The following is an 18,887-nucleotide window of genomic DNA, read 5'->3' as shown; positions in this document are numbered from 1 at the left end:
TACTTCGCGGCTCACCGTATTCAAACGGCCCGTTCAGGCGAGCCAGTCTACCACTTGGAGTTTCCATGCCCAGCGTAAAAGTCCGCGAGAACGAGCCGTTCGAGCTTGCCCTCCGTCGCTTCAAGCGCACCTGCGAAAAGGCCGGCGTCCTGGCCGAGACCCGCAAGCGCGAGTTCTACGAAAAGCCGACCCAGGAGCGTAAGCGCAAGCGTGCAGCTGCCGTGAAGCGTCACCTGCGCCGCCTCTCGCGCGACACCTCGCGTCGTACGCGCCTGTACTGAGCCCGTCGTCCGCTACGCGGACGATTGCGGTTCCGGCACCTTTCGGTGCCATGACAGGTAGCCTGGCAGCTGGCGCGTCCATCCGCTGCCGCTGAGTCAGTAGACCTACACTAGCCGGCGTTGCCCAGTGCAACGCCGGCTTTGTGTGCTTCCAAGGATAAGAGCCTGTCTAAGGTCTCCCCGTGCCCCGCGCTGACCTTGAGAGCCCGTCAGGTGGTAGTGCGTGGCGCAGCGCCTGCCTGGCGGGCAGGCCAAGCCGCGTGCTGCCGCATGACGGCCTCTCAAGGTCAACCCGGAGGGCCGGGTCTGTTTGCCCGCAGGCCGGCGTCATCACTCAGTCGTGTACGGACGTACACTCCTTCATTCTTCCTTGACCTGCGCGCAAACAGCTCCCGGCGCGGGGCACGAGGAGACCTTAGACAGGCTCTAAACCCATGACACTGAAACAGCAGCTTACCGACGACATGAAGACCGCCATGCGTGGCGGCGAGAAGGACCGCCTGGGCGTCATCCGACTGATCCTGGCCGCGGTCAAGCAGCGCGAGGTGGACGAGCGCATCGAGCTGGACGACGTCCAGACCCTGGCCGTGCTGGAAAAGATGGTCAAGCAGCGCAAGGACTCCATCAGCCAGTACCAGGCGGCCAATCGCCAGGACCTGGCCGACGTGGAGCAGGCCGAAATGAAGGTGATCGAGACCTACCTGCCGGCCAAGCTCAGCGAGGAAGAGATCGACGCGCTGATCACCGCCGCCATCGCCGAAACCGGCGCCAGCTCGGCCCGCGACATGGGCAAGGTGGTGGCCGCCGTGAAGGAAAAGGCCGCCGGCCGCGCCGACATGGGCGTGGTGTCCGGCCGCATCAAGGCCCGCCTGGCGGGCTGATCGCCTGCCTTGTCCGCCTGCGCCTCAGGGCGCAGGCGTGGCCGGCGAGGCCTCCTTGCCGGCCAGCACCGCCAGCGCCCGCTGGATGACGGGGTCGCGTCCCGCGCGAATGTCCTCGACCGTGGGGGCCACGGTGATCTGGGGCGCAATGCCCTTGCCCACGAATTCCCGGCCGTCCGGAAAGCTGTCGTGCTTGGTGCAGATCCTCGCCGTGCCGCCACCGGGCAGCTTGAACTGGAGCGGTTCCCCCGTGCTTCCGCCGGTGGTCTCGCCCATCAGGGTGCCTCGCTTCAAGGCATCAAAAGCGACCACGAAGTCTTCCGCCGCCGAATACGTGCGCGGCCCGACGAGCACGACGACGGGGCCGTGATAGCGCTGCGCGCGCTCCATCTGGAAAGTGCCAGCCTCCCATTCGTTCCAGGCGGTGTAAGGCCCCGCGTCCGCCCGATACACCGGTGCATATTCCTGGGTTCTGCTGCGACTCCCTTGAAGCGGCCGGTCCGTCAGGTAACTCAGGATCTGCGCGCCCACCACATCGGAGCCACCGGTGTTGCGGCGAAGATCCAGGATCAAGCCCTTGGCATGCAGGATCTGCGGCAACGCGCGCTCGAAGGCTTTCACACCGTCATCGTCCTCGAATTCATGGATGGCGAGATAGGCCACGCCATCGGGCAACATGCGCCAGTCGACCGTCGGCGCAACCTGGACGGACGGGTCGTTCTCACGTGACAACCGCACCTGGCGCAGGCGACCCGCAGCGTCCTTCAGCCCCAGCGTCACCGGCTGCCGATGATCGCCCTGCAGCAAGCGGTAGTCGTAGACGTGGACGAGCGTGTCCTGCGGCGTCGATGTACTTGCATAGGGCTCGACGCGCTCCTGCGCGTACTGGCGAACGTCCTGACCGTCGACGCTCACCACCTCGTCGCCGACGCGCACCTGCGACGCCAGCTTCGGGCTGCACACTTCCGTGACCAGTACATGGCCGTCGATCATGGCCGTGCGAATCGCCGGGCGTGCGTAGAACTCGTTCGAGATCGTCGCGGGCGGCGTGATGCTGGTATGGCCGTCATGCAGCAAAGGCGCGAACCGCATCATCACCTCGTAGTAGTCGTGCAGGCTCTTCGCTGCGATCACCTTGGGCAGGAAATCCACATATGCCTGGTTCCAGTCGAGATCGGGCACCAGCTCGAAGTGCACGAAGTTGTAGCGCGCTTCCGACCAGAACAGCGAAAGTCCGGCGATGCGGTGCGCCTCGTCCAGTTCGGTATCCGTCGTCGCGATGGCCGGTGCACGCCACTGCGAATCCAGTCGCCCCAGTGCCGCGATGACCGCCTTGTAGCGTGGTTCGTCGCGCAAGCGGTCGAGCGCATGATTCTTCGCAAGCAGGTCGGCCGTCGATGCCTCCACCCATGCTTCCTTCAGAAGCGATTCCAGACAGGCGAGCGCGTGCTCACGATCGTTCTGAAGCGCATAGGCACTGGCGAGGATACGCAAGGCGTCGCTGTGGCGTTGCGTCACTTCCAAGGCAAGGCCTGCGTTTTCCCGCAGTGCCGCCTTCATCTGCTCCGCGCTCGCCAGTGATTGCCGGGACAGCTCCACAGCTTTCGCCAGTGCCTGCGGATCGCCGGAAGGGGCGGACACCAGTCGCCAGGACGTATTGTTCAGATCCTGGATGTGCGCGTACTGCTGCTGCAGCGAAGCGTCCCCGGCGTGTACCGAAAAGCTCAGCAGGCAGGCAGCGCCCAAGGCCGTCCATCCATAACGCATGGTCCCTCTCCCATTGGCCTCTCCCCCGAGAAGCACGTGCATCCAAGCTAGCAAGTTCGGCCGGCGTCGCCCCCTGCCTGTCGTCGTGGTTGTTTCCTTAACTACGACAAGCGCGCCACATGAATGGCCCCGCCCTGCCTGCACAGGCGCACTGCATGACGTTCACATGCAGGCATCTACAACGGATCCACCTTCGGCCCCGCCGGCGGCGCCCGTTCCTCCCAGGGAGTGACACATGCTCAGATGGGCCATCATCCTCGCCATCGTCTCCATCGTCACCGGCTGGCTCGGTTTCGGCACGCTATCGGGTGTGACGGGGGCGATCGCCAAGCTGCTGTTCGCGGTCTTCATCATCCTGTTCCTGCTCGCGCTGCTGGCCGTGATCGGCCTGATTCACCTGGCCTAGCCGGCTCAGTCGATCACGCGCTCCATGCGCCGATGGTCGGGAACGCGACCGCGCTCGTTGGCGAGTTGTGACCGGCGCTCGCCGATGACCTTGAATCCCGCGCGGCGGTAAAGAGCCTCGGCTCTTGGATTGCTGACGGCCACATCCAGCGTGACGCGGCGGCGCCCTGCATCGCGTGCCGTGCCGATCAACTGGTCGATCAGCGCACGGCCGATGCCGTGTCCCCGCAGCTCGGGCAACACTGCCAGGTGCGCGAGGTAGTGCATGTCGCCATCCGGCGGACGGATCACCGACTCCACCCGCAGCCCGCGGGCGATCACGCCCAGCCCTCGGCGCAGGCCATAGTGGCCGATGATCTGGCGGGCTGCCGCCAGGGTGAATGGCCACTTGGTGTCCGCACCAAAACCCGCACCCACCGCCACGACCTGGCCATCGGCCACGCCGACCCAGTGATTGCGCCAGCCGAATTCACCGGCACCGTCCACGAAGCAGTGCTGCAGGAACACCTGGGCGTCACCGCCGTCGCGGGTGGTGAACACGTAGTCGAATGCGGTCGGGCCGGAGCTGTAGATCAATGGCACCGCCACGTCGGCATCCTCCGGCGCGGCCGGACGAAACCGCACCCGCAGGCCCGGGCGAGCCATCCCCAATACGTTCCCCATGTCTCCCCCAGGCCATCACGGCTCCCCGCCGACAGCATAAGGCAGCCGGATGACCGCCACAGTGGGGCCCGGCGGCCCGAACGGGGGTGGAATGCGGCCATCCATGCGCCCCGGGAAGGCCGCAACCGATAAACTACACACCTTATGCGCGGACGTATCCCTGACAGCTTCATCGACGAACTGCTTGCCCGCGTCGACATCGTCGACGTGATCGAGCGGCGCGTGCCGCTGAAGAAGGCCGGCCGCGAGTGGACAGCCTGCTGCCCGTTCCACAACGAACGCTCGCCCTCGTTCTACGTGAGCCCCGCCAAACAGTTCTTCCACTGCTTCGGCTGCGGCGCGCACGGCAGCGCGGTGAAGTTCCTGATGGATTACGAGCGGCTGGAATTTCCCGATGCGGTGGAGGAGCTGGCGCAGTCGGTCGGCCTGACCGTGCCGCGCGAAGGCGGCGACGATCGCCCGCGCGAGGACAAGACCGACCTCTATGCGCTGCTCGACGCGGCGGCCAGCTGGTACGAGAAGGAACTGCCGCGCAGCGCCGACGCGCAGGCGTACTGCAAGAAACGCGGGCTGGATGCGCAGACCATCCAGCGCTTCCGCATCGGCTGGGCGCCCGCGGGCTTCGATGGCGTGATCAAGGCGCTGGGCGGCAGCGATCGCCGCATGAAGCTGCTCAACGAAGCGGGCATGGTGGCCAGCAACGAACGCGGCAGCCGTTACGACCGCTTCCGCGAACGGCTGATGTTCCCCATCCTCGACCGGCGTGGCCGCGTGATCGCCTTCGGCGGTCGTGTGTTGCAATCGGAGCAGGGCCCGAAGTACCTCAACTCACCCGAAACACCGCTGTTCCACAAGGGTCGCGAGCTGTTCGCCATGTGGCAGGTGAAACAGGCCAACCCGAGCCTGCCGCGCATCGTGGTGGTCGAGGGCTACATGGACGTGATCGCCATGCATCAGGCCGGCCTGCCCATTGCGGTGGCCACGCTGGGCACGGCGACCACACCCGAACATACCGAGGTGCTGTTCCGCGCCGCGCCCGACGTGGTGTTCTGTTTCGATGGCGACCGCGCCGGCCGCGCTGCCGCGTGGAAGGCGCTGGAATCGGCCCTGCCGCGCCTGCGCGATGGCCGGCAGGCGTATTTCCTGTTCCTGCCCGATGGCGAGGATCCGGACACGCTGATCCGCAAGGAAGGCAAGGAAGGCTTTGAGAAGCGCCTGAAGGCCGCGACGCCGCTTTCCGAATACTTCTTCGGCGAGCTGGCGCACGACGTGGACACCGGCAGCCTCGACGGCCGCGCGCGCCTCGCCGAGCGTGCTCGCCCACTGATCGCCCGCCTGCCCGACGGCGCCTTCCGCGACCTGATGGCGCAGGAACTGGAAAAGCGTACCGGCGCACGCACGACGCTAGACAACTCGCCCGCCCCGCGCACGGCGGTGCAGCGACCCACCGTGGTCCAGCGTTCGCTGGTGCGCAGCGCCATCGCCCTGTTGCTGGCGCAGCCCGGCGCCGCGGATGAGGTAGAACGTCCCTACGGCTTCCTGCGCCTCGACAAGCCGGGCGTGGAACTGCTGGCGGAGCTGATCGACCTGGCGCGTTCACGCCCCGGCATCAACTCCGCTTCGCTGGTGGAGCATTTCGCCGAGCGCGCCGAATATTCCGCCCTGCAGAAACTGATGGCCGCCATGGTGGTGGGTGAACCGGAGGCCCAGCGCGCGGAGTTCTTCGACGCGCTCAAGCGCATGGAACAGCAGGCCGTGATCCAGCGCCGCGACTGGCTGACCGCCAAGAGCCGCGAGGGCACCCTGGACAACGCGGAGAAAACCGAGCTGCGCGAACTGCTCGCGGCGCGGGTGACCCCGCCCAAGTCCGCCTGATCGACTGGCACCTGGCTGAGAGCCAGTTCACAACCTCTCGCAAACGCCAAGTTTCCTCACCGTCATTCCCGCGGAAGCGGGAATCCAGCGTCTTTTCACGCTGTGCTCAAAGCTCCAAGGCACTGGATTCCCGCTCTTGCCCCCTTTTCGGGGTTCGCGGGAATGACGGTGAGGGGTGCTGGGTGCTGAAGCGAGATTTTGAACAGGCGCAAAGATCCGGAACAGTCTCCGGGACAACAGGCTTCTAACCAGCATCCCGGCAAGATGCCGCCCTGCCCCGTCCCTGTCAGAAGGTCGGGGCACGGGGCCACCCTGCGCTGCCGCAAGCGCATGGGCATGTCCCTATGGGATCATCAAACCCTCTTGAGAGGCACGGGGTAGTCCACCAGGGCGCGGATGTAGATGGAACTGCTTGAACGACTGGTCACGGTGTTCGCCGAAAACGGCTACCTCGCGGTGTTTCTCGCGTTGTTGCTGTGCGGCGCCGGCGTGCCCTTGCCCGAGGACATCACCCTGGTCGCCGGCGGCGTCATCGCCGGCCTGGGCTACGCCAACGTGCACACCATGTTCGGCGTGGGCATGGCCGGCGTGCTGGTGGGCGATTCGGGCATGTTCCTGCTGGGACACCATTTCGGCGCACGCATCCTCAAGTTGCGCTTCGTGGCGCGCGTGCTCACGCCGGAGCGCTATGCCAAGGTGCAGCACAAGTTCGAGCGTTACGGCAATCGCCTGATGTTCATCGCACGCTTCCTGCCCGGCATGCGCACCGCCGTGTTCATTACCGCCGGCTCGACGCATCGCGTGTCGTTCCTGCGCTTCTTCCTGCTCGATGGGCTGGCGGCACTGATCAGCGTGCCGATCTGGGTGTACCTGGGCTATTTCGGCGCCGACAACCATGAATGGCTGGCCATGTGGATCCATCGTGGCCAGCACGGCTTGTGGCTGGTCGGCGGCATCGCGCTCGTCGTCGCACTGGTGCTGTGGTGGCGGCACAAGCGCCGCGTGGCGTGCGAGTCGGGTTCACGCTGAATCGCTGGGCGCCAAATTGCCAAAGAACACCTGCGCCCTCCCCGTCATTCCCGCTTCTTTCCCGTCATTCCCGCGAAGGCGGGAATCCAGTGACTTTCATGGCATCAAAGGCGCTGGATCCCCGCTCTTGCCCCCTTTTCGGGGTTCGCGGGGATGACGATGAGGGGAGCCGAATGCCCGTTCTGGCCCCCTTTTCGGGGTTCGCGAGGATGACTATGAGGGGACGCGAATGGCGCGTCAGTGACTTTCCTTCGACACCCCTGACCCAGCCATGTCGGCGGTATCCGTGCGATGCCACCAACCACCACCCAGCGCCTGGAACAACGCCACCGTATCGGCATAGCGCGCCGCCCTCGCCTGCACCAGCGCCAGCGCCGTCTGCTGCCACGCCAGTTCGGTGTTGAGCATGGCGCTTTCGCTCAGGTCGCCCAGGGCGAGCTGACGCTTCGCCACGTCCAGGCTGTGGGCTGCCGCGCGTTCGGCGCGTTCGCTGGCTGCCAGTGCCTGCGCATCCGCGTCGATGGCGTGCAACGTATCGGCCACGTTCTGCACCGCCTGCAGTACTGTGCTGCGGTACTGCGCGGCCGCCTGCTGGAGCTGTGCTTCGGCACCGCGTTGCTTGTGCTTGAGCGTGCCGCCATCGAACAGTGGCTGCGATACCGCGGCGCCCAGGTTCCAGAAGCCATTGCCTGCGTTGAACAACTGGCTGGCCTTCTCCGAGGCACGTCCGAACGAGGCGTTGATCTGCACATTGGGCAGCCGATTGGCGATGGCCACGCCCACCTGCGCGCTGGCCGAGTGCAGCGCCTCTTCCGACATGCGCACGTCGGGCCGCTGTTCCACCAGCTGCGCCGGCAGGCTGAGCGGCAGGTCGGTAGGCAATTGCAGGCTGTCCAGCGTGAACTGCGCATCGATGCGCTGGTCCGGCGTGCGGCCGGTCAGCACGGCGAGCAGATCGCGCTGCTGTGCCAGCTGCTTGTCCAGCGGCGGCAGCGTGGCCTTGCTCTGCTCCAATGCGGTGACCTGGGCGGCCACGCTTGCATCGGAGGCGTCACCCAGCTCGTGCTGGCGCTGCAGCGTGGCAAGGATGCGCGTCTGCGCCTCGATGATCTGCTGCGTGGTCTGGATCTGCGCGCGCAGCGACGCCTCTTCGATCGCCGCGTTCACCACGTTGCTGGTGATCGTGAGGTAGGTGGCTTCCAGTTGGAAACGCTGCTGGTTCGCCTGCGCCACCAGCGACTCGACCTGACGGCGATTGCCGCCCCACAGGTCGAGCACGTACGACACGCTCACCTGCGCGGTGGTGAGGTTGTAGAGATCCGCGCCGGACGAGGCCGGGCTGGCGAGATCCTTGGCGATGTCCTGGCGGGTGGGATTCACGCTGGCAGTCACCTGCGGGAAGTACACGCCACGCTGCGCGTACGCAGCCTCCCAGGCCGCCTTCAACGCGGCGTGCGCGGCTTCCGCGTCCGCGTTGTGCTTGAGCGCATCGTCAATCAGCGCATTGAGCGGCTCGGAATGGAACAACGTCCACCACTGACCCGGCATGTCCATGGACTGCAGCAGGTGTTGGGATTCGCCGCCCGCGCCCGTCGCCGACGCGGTATCGCGGGCGATCGGCGTGGGTGCGTATTCCTTGGCCTTGGGGGCCTGCGGCCGCTTGTAGTCGGGGCCGACGGCGCACGCGGTGAGCGCAAGGGCGATGCTCACGGCGAGCACCGGGCGGAACGGATAAAGGCACTTGGTCTTGGTCATGATCACAGCTCCCGCGACGGATGCGGACGGTGCTGGCGACGGCGTCGTTCGAGGAATCGTTCGAGCGCGAAATAGAAGCCCGGAAGGATGAACAGCGTGAGCAGCGTGGCGATGGGCAGGCCGCCCACCACGACGGTGGCAAGCCCGCGCTGCACGTCGGTACCGATGCCGGTGGCGAGTGCCGCCGGCAACATGCCCACGCTGGCCACGGTGGCAGTCATCAGCACCGGACGGAAGCGCTCGGTCGCGCCTTCCAGCACGGCATCGCGCAGGTTGTGGCCGCTCTTCCGCACGCGATTGATGTTGGCCACCATGATGATGCCGTTCTGCACTGCCACGCCGAACAGCGCGATGAAGCCGACGGCGGTAGCGATGTTCAGCGTCTCGCCGCGCAGGTGCAGCGAGATCAGGCCGCCCACCGTCGCCAGCGGCACCACCGCCAGCACCATCACCGCCTGATGCAGCTTGCCGAATTCCATGAACAGGAACACCAGCATGATCGCCATCACCAGGCCCATCACCACCACCAGGCGGGCCTGGGCGCGCTGCTGGTTCTCGAACGTACCCGCCCATTGCAGCTGGTAGTTCTGCTTGTCGAAATGCACCTTGGCGTCGATCTGCTGCTGCGCGTCGGCCAGGTACTCCGACAGCGCGCGGTCACGGTTGTCGATGCGGATGGTGATCTGGCGCTTGCCGTTCTCGTGCGCGATGGTGCTTTCGCCGGTCTTGTAGCGGATGTCCGCCACCTGCTTCAGCGGCACCTGCGCGCCACCGGCCGAGGTCAACGGCAACTGGCCGACTGCTTCCAGGCTGTTGGCGGTCGCGTTGGAAACGCGCGCCGTCACGTTGTAGATGCGATCGGCGACGTAGACCTGCGTGATCGGCGCGCCGCCGATGCCGGTCTGGATGAGGTTGCTGATGTCACCGACATTGATGCCGTAGCGGGCCGCCGCATCGCGATCGGCGGTGATGGCCAGCTGCGGGATCGGCGGCTCCTGGAAGATCGATGCTTCCGCCGTGCCACGCACGCCGCGCAACACGTCCACGATCTCGCCGCCGATGCGGCGCAGTTCGTTGAAGTCGTCGCCGTAGATGCGCAGCACCAGCGGGCTGTGCGCGCCGCCGATCATGTCGTTCTCGCCATCCACGATAGGCTGACTGATGCCGACCGAGATGCCGGGAATCTGCTGCATGCGGGCGTTGAAGCGGCGCAGGAACTCCGCCTTGCTCTCATGATCAGGCCAGGTGTCGTACGGCTTCAGGCCCACGCCGGCCTCGACGTGCGACGGTGTCCACGGGTCGGTACCGGTGTCGTTGCGGCCCATTTGGGTGACGATGTAGGACACCTCGGGAAACTCGCGCACGGCGCGGCGCAGGTCCGCCGTCATGGCGCTTGCCTTGTCCATCGACAGGCCCGTCGGCATCTGCACCTGCAGCCACAGCGAACCTTCGTCCAACTCGGGGAGGAACTCCCGGCCGATGCTGGCACCCAACACAACCACGCCCAGGAAAGCGGCACCGGCCACCGCATAGACCACCGGCAACCGGCCGAGCAGGTGAGCCAGCGTCGCCGTGAAAGCGGCCTGCAGGCGTTCCAGCGGCTTGTTGTGGAAGATCTTCCGCGGCTTGCGTAGCGCGATGTAGGCCAGGCCCGGCGTCAATGTCACCGTGCACAGCAGCGCGGCCAGCAATGCGTAGCCCACGGTGAAGGCCATCGGGCGGAACAGCTTGCCCTCGGCATGTTCGAACGCGAACAGCGGCAGGTAGGCGGTGACGATGATCAGGGTCGCGAAGAAGATCGAGCGGCCGACGTGCTTGGTCACCGTCATCACGTCATCTTCGGTGAGCACCGCGTTGGGCTTTTCCTCGCGACGACGAAGGATGGCCTCGGTCACCACGATGGTGCCGTCCACGATCACGCCGAAGTCGATCGCACCCAGCGAAAACAGGTTCGCCGGCATGTGCGTGAACTGCATAAGGATGAATACGGTCACCAGCGACATGGGGATCGCCACCGCCGCCACCATCGCCGAACGCGGGCTGCCCAGGAACAGGATCAGCACGATGCAGACCAGGCCCACGCCTTCCATCACGGTGTGGAAGACCTTTTCCTTGGTCGCTTCGACCAGGTCGTCGCGATCGATGTAAGGCACGATGCGCACGTCCTGCCCGGCGAGCTGCTTGTTCAGCTCGGCGACCGTGGCATGGATGCCTTCCAGCACGCGTGACGGATTCTCGTACTTCAGCAGGTCGACGATGCCTTCGATGGTGTCGGGGTTGTTGTTCTTGCCCAGGATGCCCTCGCGCACCTGGTGGCCGTACTCGAGTTTGCCCAGGTCGCGTACCAGCACGGGCACGCCGTTGCTCTGGGTCACCACGACGTCGCCCAGGTCCTTCAGCGTGTGCACCATGCCGATGCCGCGCACGATGTACGACTGCTCGCCACGCGTAATGCGGCCACCGCCCGCATTGGCGGTATTGGCCGAGATCGCGCTGCTGACCTGGCTGACGCTGACGCCGTACTTCAGCAGCTTGCTCGGATCGAGCTCCAGCCGGAATTCCTTGGTAAAGCCGCCGAAGATGTCCACGTTGGCGACGCCGGAAACCTTTTCGAGCGCTGGCACCACCACCCAGCGCTGGATTTCCGACAGCTCCATCAGGTTCTTGCTGGTGGATTCAAGCGTGTAGCGATAGATCTCACCCGCCGGACCGGAGACGGGATCGAGCCCGGGCGTGATGCCCGCCGGCAGAGTCACCTGGCTGATGCGTTCCATCACGCGCTGGCGCGACCAGTAGTCCTCGGCGCCGTCCTTGAACACCAGGGTGATCAGCGACAGGCCGAACGTGCTGCTCGAACGCATGCTTACCAGCCCGGGCGTGCCCGACAGGCCGCGCTCCAGCGGAATGGTGATCTGCTGTTCGATTTCCTCCGCAGCCAGACCCGGCACCTGCGTCGTCACCTGCGCGGTGACGTCGCTCAGCTCCGGATACGCCTCGATGGCGAGCTGCGTCCACGAGTAGTAGCCGAAGCACAACACCAGTGCCGAGATGACGAAGAACATCACGCGCTTCTGGAAACAGAAGTGGAAGATCGCGTTAATCATTGAGCAGGACTCCGCCCTTCACGACCACGCGATCGCCCGCCTTCAGGCCCTTCAGCACGCGTGCGCCCGCGGTCTCGTCGTAGCTCAGCTCCACCGTGCGGCGCTGGAACGTCCACGGCGACACTTCGACGAATACCGTGGTGCTGTCGTTGTTCATCAGCAGCGCCGACTCGGGCACGATCACCTGCGCCGGCTGCGGCACGGCGATGCTGGCGTTGGCATACATGTTGGGCTTCAGGCGGCCGTCCGCGTTGGGGAACACGGCGCGCACCATGTCGCGGCGGGTATCCGACTGCAGCACCTGGCTGACGAAGCTCACCTTGCCGTGGAACACCTGGTCCGGATAAGCGGAGAGCACGGCGTCCACGGCCTCGCCCTTGGCGATATGGCCAACGTCGGCTTCCGGCACGTTGGCGGTGATCCAGACCGAACTGAGGTCGGCAATGGTCATCAGCGGCGTGGTGGTGTCGTTGACGTAGGTGCCCTGCGAGCCGGTGAGGGTCGTCACGTAGCCGCTCACCGGCGAGGTGATGCGGATGCCGCGCGCGGACCCTGCCTGGCCAGCCGTGTTGAGCGATTGCTCACGCGTTTGCGCGCGGGTGAGCTCCGCCTGGGCCTGGTTGTAACCACTCTGCGCCGCCTCGAGGTCCTTCACGGCGTTGCCGCCGGCCTGCTGCACGCCGTGTGCGCGATCGAGCGTTTTCTTCGCCAGGGCCAGCGCATCCGCCGCCTTGACGACGTCGGCATGGGCCTGCGCCATGTCGCCAGAATCGATCACGGCCAGCAGCTGGTTGTGTTCGACGTGGTCGCCCAGGCCGACCTTGAGTTCCGTGATGCGGCCCGTGAGCGGCGCGACGACGTTGGCCGTATGCGCGGGGTCCGCTTCGACGGTCGCGGGAAACTGCATGGCGTGCGCGGCCTCGCGCATGTCGACCGGTGCGATCACCAGTTCTTTGCGCAACGGCGATCCATCCGGAACGCGAAGTGTGCCGTGGTCATCCACGAAGGCCGGCGCGGCGGCCTGGTCGTCGGCGTGGTGGGAACAGGCAGCCAGCGAAGCGCTGATGGCCAAGGCGATGGAAACGCGGGACAGGCGGTGAAACATGGGTAATCCCCTGCAAAAATTCGGCATGCGGCTGCAATCCACTCCCATACCGGGGATGGAGCAGTGTTTGCGAAGGGGTTGCGTTCCAGGTCGCCTGGAGCTGGAACGCGTGACCCGCTCGCGGTGTGCGCCGACACCGGCCACCGCTTGCGGGATTTACTCCGGAAGGAGCACGCGCAGGAACGAGGACGGCGTCGTCAGCAAGAAAATGCGATGTCAGTCGATGGGTCCGGGTCCAATGTGCCGTTGCTCCTTTACAGGTTGAATACGATAGCCGCCAAGGCTTACATCAGGTCGTCGCGTGCTCGCGCACGAGGCGATCCTGCAGCAGGCCGGCGCGCTCCAGCGGCAGGTAGGCCAGGGCCGCCAGGTGGGAATGGATGCGCTTGAGGTCGCGCAGGATGCGCAGATACACGTCCCCGCCACCGCCGCCGTCGCGGCGTTCGCGCAGTGACTTGATGTGCCGCTCGGACGCCTCGTTCTCCAGCCGCCACAAGGCCTCCTTGCGCGCGATCAGCTGCTGGGCCGCGCGCAGGTCGCCGCGCAGGAACACGGTAAGGCCCAGGCGCAGGCTTTCCATCACCAGGGTGTGCATGGCCGCCAGGTCCTGGATGTCGTCGGCGGAGAAGTCCTGGCCACTCGCCGCCTTCTTGGCGGCGAACTCCATCAGGTTGTTGGCCGTGATGTCGCCGATGTGCTCGATGTTGATGACGAAGGCGAGGATTTCCTGGCTGCGCTCGCCGTCCTCCTCGTTCAACGGCTGGCCACCGAGGTCCGCCAAGTATTCGCGGATGGCCATGCCCAGCTTGTCGAGGGAGGGGTCCATGCGGCTGACGGCGGCGGCGCGGGCGCGGTCGTCCTTGCCGAACACTTCGACAATGCCCTTGAGCATGCCCTCCACCATGTCGGCCATGCGCATGGATTCGCGCGCCGCATTCGCCAGTGCGACGTTGGCCGAATCCAGCGCGGCCTCGTCCAGGTACTGCGGCACGCCCGGATCATTGGGCTTGGGCGGCTCCGGCAGCAGGCGCACCAGCAGGCGCGACAGGCTTTCCACCGGCACGATGAAGATCAACGCCAGCGCCAGGTTGAACGCGGTATGGAAGTTCACCACGATGCGCGCCGGCGACGCGCCGAGCGGCGCAAGCCAGTGGGCGACCAGCGGCAGGATCGGCAGGCACACGATGCAACCGAAGGCGCGCACCATCAGGTTGCCCATCGGCAGGCGGCGGGCGAACGGCGTATGCGCCTCCATCAGCGCCGGAATGGTGCTGCCGAGGTTGGCGCCCAGCACCAGCGCAAGCGCGCCCGGCGCGTCGACCACGCCTGCCGTCGCCAGCGACACGATCAGCAGCACCACGGCCACGCTGGAATGGCAGGCCCAGGTCAGCAGGGCCGCGACCAGCATGGCCAGCACCGGCTCGCTGGCCAGGCTCTGCAGGATGGCGTGCAGTACGGCCGCGTTTTCCACCGGCGCCATCGCGCCGACCAGCAAATGCAAGGCGAGCAGCATCAGTCCCAGGCCAATGGCGACGCGCCCGAGGTTCTCGTAGCTCACATCGTCGGTGCGGCGATGGACGGTGAAGCCGATCAGGATCAGCACCGGCGCCACGATGGAGATGTCGAAGGACATCACCTGCACGATCAGCGTGGTACCCACGTTGGCGCCCAGCATCACGGCCAGCCCCGGCGCCAGGCCGAGGAAGCCGCTGGCGGCGAACGAGGTCGCCATCAGGCCGGTGGCGGTGCTGCTCTGGAGCAGCGCCGTGACGCAGATGCCGAAACCCAGCGCAGCCGGCCTATGGCCGAGATAACGACCCATCCAGCGGCGCAGCATGCTGCCGTAGCCACGCAGCACGCCGCTGGTGACCATGTGCGTGCCCCACAGCAGCAGGGCGACGTAGCCGGCAATGTCGAGAAGAGCGAAGGTGCCTTTCATGGCTTGGCCTCCTTTTTGGACAAACGGGATGCAGGCAGCATCCACGCACTCCCTTGCGAGAGTCTTTGGAACGGATGGAACGCCATGATGGCGACCCCAATTATTTTGATGCGGCGCAGTGATGCCGATCGATGCGCGGCGACTTTAGCCGTCATTCCGGCGAAGGCCGGAATCCAGTAGCGGGGCAAGCGATTTTCGACGCTAGCCCCAAGCCTTGGATGCGGACCGGTGCGACAACCGCACCTTGCCGCTACTGGATTCCGGCCTACGCCGGAATGACGAGCAGTGTGGACTAAGGCGGCCTCCACTCCAGGGCGGCCGCCGCAACCCCCTTACAACCAGCGCCCGTACCGCCGGATATACACCAGCTTCATCAACTGGGTCAGTACGCAGTACGTCAGCACCGTCGCGGCCAGCCAGCCGAAGTACACGCCCGGCATCGGCATCATGCCGATCTTCTCGCCCAGGCCCGAGTACGGCACCAGCATGCCGATGATGATGATGGCCGTGGTCAGCGCCAGCACCGGCGCCGAGGCGATGCTCTGCACGAACGGGATCTTGCGCGTGCGGATCATGTGCACGATCAACGTCTGCGTGAGCAGGCTCTCGATGAACCAGCCGGACTGGAAGAACGACTGGTGTTCCGGCGAGTTCGCCCCGAACAGGTACCACAACAGCAGGAACGTGGTGATGTCGAAGATCGAGCTGACCGGGCCGATCCACACCATGAAACGGCCGATGTCGCTGGCGTCCCACTTGCGCGGCTTGCGCAGGTATTCGTCGTCCATGCGGTCGAACGGAATCGACAGCTGCGAGATGTCGTACAGCAGGTTCAGCACCAGGATCTGCAGCGGCAGCATCGGCAGGAACGGCAGGAACGCGCTCGCGATCAGCACCGAGAACATGTTGCCGAAGTTGGAGCTGGCGGTCATCTTGATGTACTTGATGATGTTGCCGAAGGTGATACGACCTTCGATGACACCCTCTTCCAGCACCATCAGGTTCTTTTCGAGCAGGATGATGTCCGCCGACTCCTTGGCGATGTCGGTGGCGGTATCCACCGAAATGCCCACGTCGGCCTCGCGCAGCGCCGGTGCGTCGTTGATGCCGTCGCCCAGGAAGCCCACGGTGTGGCCCTGGCGCTGTAGCGACTTCACCACGCGCGCCTTCTGCAGCGGCGACATCTTGGCGAACACCGTGGTGCGCTTGACCAGCTCGTCCAGTTCGTCGTCGCTCAGTGGCTCGATGTGCTTGCCCTGTGCGGAGTGCTCGACATCCAGGCCCACCTCGCGACAGATCTTGCGCGTCACCGCCTCGTTGTCGCCGGTGATCACCTTCACCTCGACGCCATGGTGGTGCAGCGCTGCAATAGCCGTGGCCGCGCTGTCCTTCGGCGGATCAAGGAAGGCCAGGCAGCCCACCGCGATCAGGTTGCTCTCGTCCGCCACGCCGTAGGCGCGGCCGGCCGGCGGCTGGCGCTTGATGGCGACCACGAGCACGCGCAGGCCATCCTCATTGAGGCCGCGCGTCATCGCCTTGATGTCGGCGCGCATCTCGTCCGTCATCGGCAGGATCTCGTCACCCGCCTGGGCAGAAGAGCAGATCGACAGCATTTCCTCGACCGCGCCCTTGCACACCAGCAACTCGTGGCCATCGCCGTTACCCAGCACCACCGACATGCGGCGACGCTGGAAGTCGAACGGGATCTCGTCGACGATGCGGTAGTGCTGAGCGGTTTCCTCCAGGTCGCGATGCTCCAGCACCGCCTTGTCCATCAGGTTCTTCAGGCCCGTCTGGAAACGGCTGTTGAGGTAACCGTATTCCAGTGCCTCGTCCGATTCCTCGCCGTACAGGTCGAGGTGACGCTCCAGCACGATCTTGTCCAGCGTGAGGGTGCCTGTCTTGTCGGTGCACAGCACGTCCATCGCGCCGAAGTTCTGGATTGCGTTGAGGCGCTTCACCACCACCTTGCGGCTGGACATCGCCAACGCGCCCTTGGCCAGGTTCGCCGTCACGATCAGCGGCAGCATCTCCGGCGTCAGGCCCACGGCCACCGACAGCGCAAACAGGAACGCCTGCAGCCAGTCGTGCTTGTCCAGGCCGTTGATGATGAAGACGATCGGCACCATCACCGCCATGAAGCGGATCAGCAGCCAGCTGACGCTGTTCACGCCACGGTCGAAGCTGGTCTGCACGCGCTGACCGACGATGGTTCGCGCCAGCGAGCCCAGGTAGGTGCGCGCGCCGGTACCCACCACCACGGCGGTGGCGGTGCCGCTCACCACGTTGGTGCCCATGTAGCAGACGGTCGGCAGGTCCAGCGGGTTGTCGCCATGCTGGCCGCTGTCCAGTTCGTCACCGCTGTGCACGTGTGCGGGCGCAGACTTTTCCACCGGCAGCGATTCGCCGGTGAGGATGGCCTGACTGATGAACAGATCCTTCGCCGAAACCAGCCGCAGGTCGGCCGGCACCATGTCGCCAGCGGCGAGATGCACGATATCGCCCGCCACCAGCTCGCCCACCGGCACTTCGATGCGCTCGCTGTGACCGTCCGACGCGCGGCGCGTCACGGTGGCCGTGTTGCGCACCATGGCCTTGAGCTTCTCGGCGGCCTTCGACGAGCGGTACTCCTGGGTAAAGCTCAGCAGCACGCTGATGCCCACCATCACCGCGATGATGATCGGGCCGGTGAGATCCGAGCCATCGGTCACCAGCTGCACGACGGCCAGCACCAGCAGCACGATGATGAACGGGTTCTTGAACGCCTTGAGCAGCTGCACCGACCAGTGCGGCGGCTTCTCGTGCGAGACCTCGTTGAGGCCGTCGCGATCCAGACGCTCGGAGATCTGCTCCTCGTTGAGACCGGCCGCGCTGGTATCGAGGGCTGCGTACAGCGCCTCGTTATGGCGGAACGCCTCCTGCGCAACGGCCACGCGCACCGGTGCGGCGGCGCTCGTGCCGGCCGCCTTGCCGGTGACGGTCTGGGTGGAGTGCTTCAACATGACTCGCTTCCGTGAAATCGGTATATCAGAGGCCGGACCAGCGAGCTGGCGGGGTTCAACCCGCGCGTGACGCCAAGACCCGCACTACGGACTTCGTCGCAATCGTGCCCAGGGGACTGGCGGAGGCCAGCCCTTGCGGGGAAACGCCTGGCGCGACGAAGCGTTCATCAGTGACTGGATACCAGTTGCAGATGACGGTGTGCTTGCGGAGCGGCATGTTCCTTCCGGCGGGCGACCTGCAGGCCGCGCGGAGCGTCGGAAAGGCGATGGGTATCGGACGACGGGACACTCTGCACCTGGGCCAGCGGAGCCGGCACGGTGATCGTCCAGGAACGGGAGTCCGCACGGCGGCCCGGACGGGCAACACGCAGACGGAAGAAATCGCGAAGGAGCTTCATGGCCCTTTCTCCTCGTTAACGGCGCTTTGGCGCCGTCAGAGGTGGGCCGGTCTTCCCTAGTCGAGGAAAGCGCCAGCCGACCGCAGGCGGTCGCCGCAGCAGATCAGCTTGTTATGCAATGCCGGCACCCGATGCTCGCGGATGTCGACGTTGCGACTAGGGTAAACGTCCATATGCCTTGGGTTGATAGGACAGAGGCCACTGATGGGCAAACCGCGCCCGGTGGCGCGCAGATTGTCTTGCTGCGGTGCGGAAGTGTCAACCCTGTGACGGTGATTTTCTTTGGGCGGAAGTTGCTGCGTTCAGGGGAGGGGGTGGGATGTGGGGGAGGTAGGGGTGGCCGCCCCGGGGGTTTCACGGGACCCAGAGGTGCGTGAGACGGCCCTTCGGCGGCGTTAGCGAGCTGTTCCCCCAGGTACTCTTGCCGCACCCTTCCTACCCGTCATCCCGGCGCAGGCCGGGATCCAGTGACTTTGCGCCTGGTTATCGCCTCAGGCCTTCCCGCGATCGGGCCGCTTACGCAGCGGGCGTTTCGACCTTCTGCCGAAGGCCGAGTCACTTTTCTTTTGCTGGCCCAAAAGAAAAGTAACCCAAAGAAAATGGCCTTGAGAGCCAGAGCTGGCAGCAATTCGTGGGGATAAGCCCGAACGCTCGAGGCAGTTTGTTGCTTGGCTACCTACGCC

13 protein-coding genes are annotated in these 18,887 nt (G+C 65.6%); 5 read left to right on the top strand and 8 right to left on the bottom strand.

Annotated features, from left to right (window positions below; genetic code table 11):
- The first annotated feature begins 65 nt into the window (after window positions 1–65).
- Together rpsU and HY57_RS05035 are read left to right on the top strand one after the other, a co-directional pair.
- Entirely contained in the window at window positions 66–281 is a 216-nt protein-coding gene (gene rpsU, locus HY57_RS05040; protein ID WP_014404075.1) for a 30S ribosomal protein S21, read from the top strand.
- 434 nt (window positions 282–715) lie between these two features.
- The gene (locus tag HY57_RS05035) at window positions 716–1,162 is read left to right on the top strand and encodes a GatB/YqeY domain-containing protein (protein ID WP_019464947.1); all 447 of its coding nucleotides are present in this window, start codon (window positions 716–718) and stop codon (window positions 1,160–1,162) included.
- Window positions 1,163–1,186: 24 nt separating this feature from the next.
- On the opposite strand, the gene HY57_RS05030 is transcribed toward HY57_RS05035, so the two are convergent.
- On the bottom strand, window positions 1,187–2,929 hold the full coding sequence (locus tag HY57_RS05030; protein ID WP_019464946.1) for a S41 family peptidase: 1,743 nt from the start codon (window positions 2,927–2,929) through the stop codon (window positions 1,187–1,189).
- Between the two features lie 235 nt (window positions 2,930–3,164).
- Between HY57_RS05030 and HY57_RS21130 the strand changes: the two genes are divergently transcribed.
- Window positions 3,165–3,335, top strand: coding sequence for a DUF1328 domain-containing protein (locus HY57_RS21130; protein ID WP_019464945.1), 171 nt, complete (start codon window positions 3,165–3,167; stop codon window positions 3,333–3,335).
- Between the two features lie 5 nt (window positions 3,336–3,340).
- Here the strand turns inward: HY57_RS21130 and HY57_RS05020 are convergent, their stop codons facing one another.
- On the bottom strand, window positions 3,341–3,979 hold the full coding sequence (locus HY57_RS05020) for a GNAT family N-acetyltransferase (RefSeq protein ID WP_019464944.1): 639 nt from the start codon (window positions 3,977–3,979) through the stop codon (window positions 3,341–3,343).
- A gap of 162 nt (window positions 3,980–4,141) precedes the next feature.
- Between HY57_RS05020 and dnaG the strand changes: the two genes are divergently transcribed.
- Together dnaG and HY57_RS05010 are read left to right on the top strand one after the other, a co-directional pair.
- Window positions 4,142–5,872: a DNA primase gene (gene dnaG / locus HY57_RS05015; protein ID WP_019464943.1), complete on the top strand. Its 1,731-nt coding sequence runs from the start codon at window positions 4,142–4,144 to the stop codon at window positions 5,870–5,872.
- A 402-nt stretch (window positions 5,873–6,274) separates the two neighbouring features.
- Window positions 6,275–6,901: a DedA family protein gene (locus HY57_RS05010; RefSeq protein ID WP_019464942.1), complete on the top strand. Its 627-nt coding sequence runs from the start codon at window positions 6,275–6,277 to the stop codon at window positions 6,899–6,901.
- A gap of 237 nt (window positions 6,902–7,138) precedes the next feature.
- Here HY57_RS05010 and HY57_RS05005 read toward each other — a convergent pair whose 3' ends face one another.
- The 6 genes from HY57_RS05005 to HY57_RS04980 all read right to left on the bottom strand — a co-directional run bounded on the left by HY57_RS05005 (window position 7,139) and on the right by HY57_RS04980 (window position 18,204).
- Entirely contained in the window at window positions 7,139–8,656 is a 1,518-nt protein-coding gene (locus tag HY57_RS05005; protein WP_019464941.1) for an efflux transporter outer membrane subunit, read from the bottom strand.
- Between the two features lie 2 nt (window positions 8,657–8,658).
- Window positions 8,659–11,760 (bottom strand): efflux RND transporter permease subunit, encoded by a 3,102-nt coding sequence (locus tag HY57_RS05000; RefSeq protein WP_019464940.1) that lies wholly within the window; start codon window positions 11,758–11,760, stop codon window positions 8,659–8,661.
- A complete protein-coding gene (locus tag HY57_RS04995; protein ID WP_019464939.1) occupies window positions 11,753–12,865 on the bottom strand; it encodes an efflux RND transporter periplasmic adaptor subunit in 1,113 nt (370 codons plus the stop codon). The genes HY57_RS05000 and HY57_RS04995 overlap by 8 nt, the downstream gene beginning before the upstream one ends.
- A 289-nt stretch (window positions 12,866–13,154) precedes the next feature.
- Window positions 13,155–14,804, bottom strand: a complete 1,650-nt coding sequence (locus tag HY57_RS04990; protein ID WP_019464938.1) for a Na/Pi cotransporter family protein — start codon at window positions 14,802–14,804, stop codon at window positions 13,155–13,157.
- 332 nt (window positions 14,805–15,136) lie between these two features.
- Window positions 15,137–17,806, bottom strand: coding sequence for a magnesium-translocating P-type ATPase (gene mgtA / locus HY57_RS04985; protein ID WP_019464937.1), 2,670 nt, complete (start codon window positions 17,804–17,806; stop codon window positions 15,137–15,139).
- A gap of 167 nt (window positions 17,807–17,973) precedes the next feature.
- Window positions 17,974–18,204 (bottom strand): hypothetical protein, encoded by a 231-nt coding sequence (locus tag HY57_RS04980; RefSeq protein WP_019464936.1) that lies wholly within the window; start codon window positions 18,202–18,204, stop codon window positions 17,974–17,976.
- Between the last annotated feature and the right edge of the window lie 683 nt (window positions 18,205–18,887).

The sequence above is a fragment of the Dyella japonica A8 genome, assembly GCF_000725385.1.
GTDB lineage: Bacteria > Pseudomonadota > Gammaproteobacteria > Xanthomonadales > Rhodanobacteraceae > Dyella > Dyella japonica_C.
The sequence above is the reverse complement of the archived record's forward strand: the minus strand, read 5'-3'. Positions and strand labels throughout refer to the sequence as shown.

Excerpts from the sequence above, each read along its gene's own strand:
- dnaG (WP_019464943.1), top strand. The coding sequence starts at position 4,142 with ATGCGCGGACGTATCCCTGACAGCTTCATCGACGAACTGCTTGCCCGC.
- HY57_RS04995 (WP_019464939.1), bottom strand. The coding sequence starts at position 12,865 with ATGTTTCACCGCCTGTCCCGCGTTTCCATCGCCTTGGCCATCAGCGCT.
- rpsU (WP_014404075.1), top strand. The coding sequence starts at position 66 with ATGCCCAGCGTAAAAGTCCGCGAGAACGAGCCGTTCGAGCTTGCCCTC.
- HY57_RS05020 (WP_019464944.1), bottom strand. The coding sequence starts at position 3,979 with ATGGCTCGCCCGGGCCTGCGGGTGCGGTTTCGTCCGGCCGCGCCGGAG.
- HY57_RS05035 (WP_019464947.1), top strand. The coding sequence starts at position 716 with ATGACACTGAAACAGCAGCTTACCGACGACATGAAGACCGCCATGCGT.
- HY57_RS05005 (WP_019464941.1), bottom strand. The coding sequence starts at position 8,656 with ATGACCAAGACCAAGTGCCTTTATCCGTTCCGCCCGGTGCTCGCCGTG.
- HY57_RS21130 (WP_019464945.1), top strand. The coding sequence starts at position 3,165 with ATGCTCAGATGGGCCATCATCCTCGCCATCGTCTCCATCGTCACCGGC.
- mgtA (WP_019464937.1), bottom strand. The coding sequence starts at position 17,806 with ATGTTGAAGCACTCCACCCAGACCGTCACCGGCAAGGCGGCCGGCACG.
- HY57_RS05000 (WP_019464940.1), bottom strand. The coding sequence starts at position 11,760 with ATGATTAACGCGATCTTCCACTTCTGTTTCCAGAAGCGCGTGATGTTC.
- HY57_RS05030 (WP_019464946.1), bottom strand. The coding sequence starts at position 2,929 with ATGCGTTATGGATGGACGGCCTTGGGCGCTGCCTGCCTGCTGAGCTTT.
- HY57_RS04990 (WP_019464938.1), bottom strand. The coding sequence starts at position 14,804 with ATGAAAGGCACCTTCGCTCTTCTCGACATTGCCGGCTACGTCGCCCTG.
- HY57_RS04980 (WP_019464936.1), bottom strand. The coding sequence starts at position 18,204 with ATGAAGCTCCTTCGCGATTTCTTCCGTCTGCGTGTTGCCCGTCCGGGC.
- HY57_RS05010 (WP_019464942.1), top strand. The coding sequence starts at position 6,275 with ATGGAACTGCTTGAACGACTGGTCACGGTGTTCGCCGAAAACGGCTAC.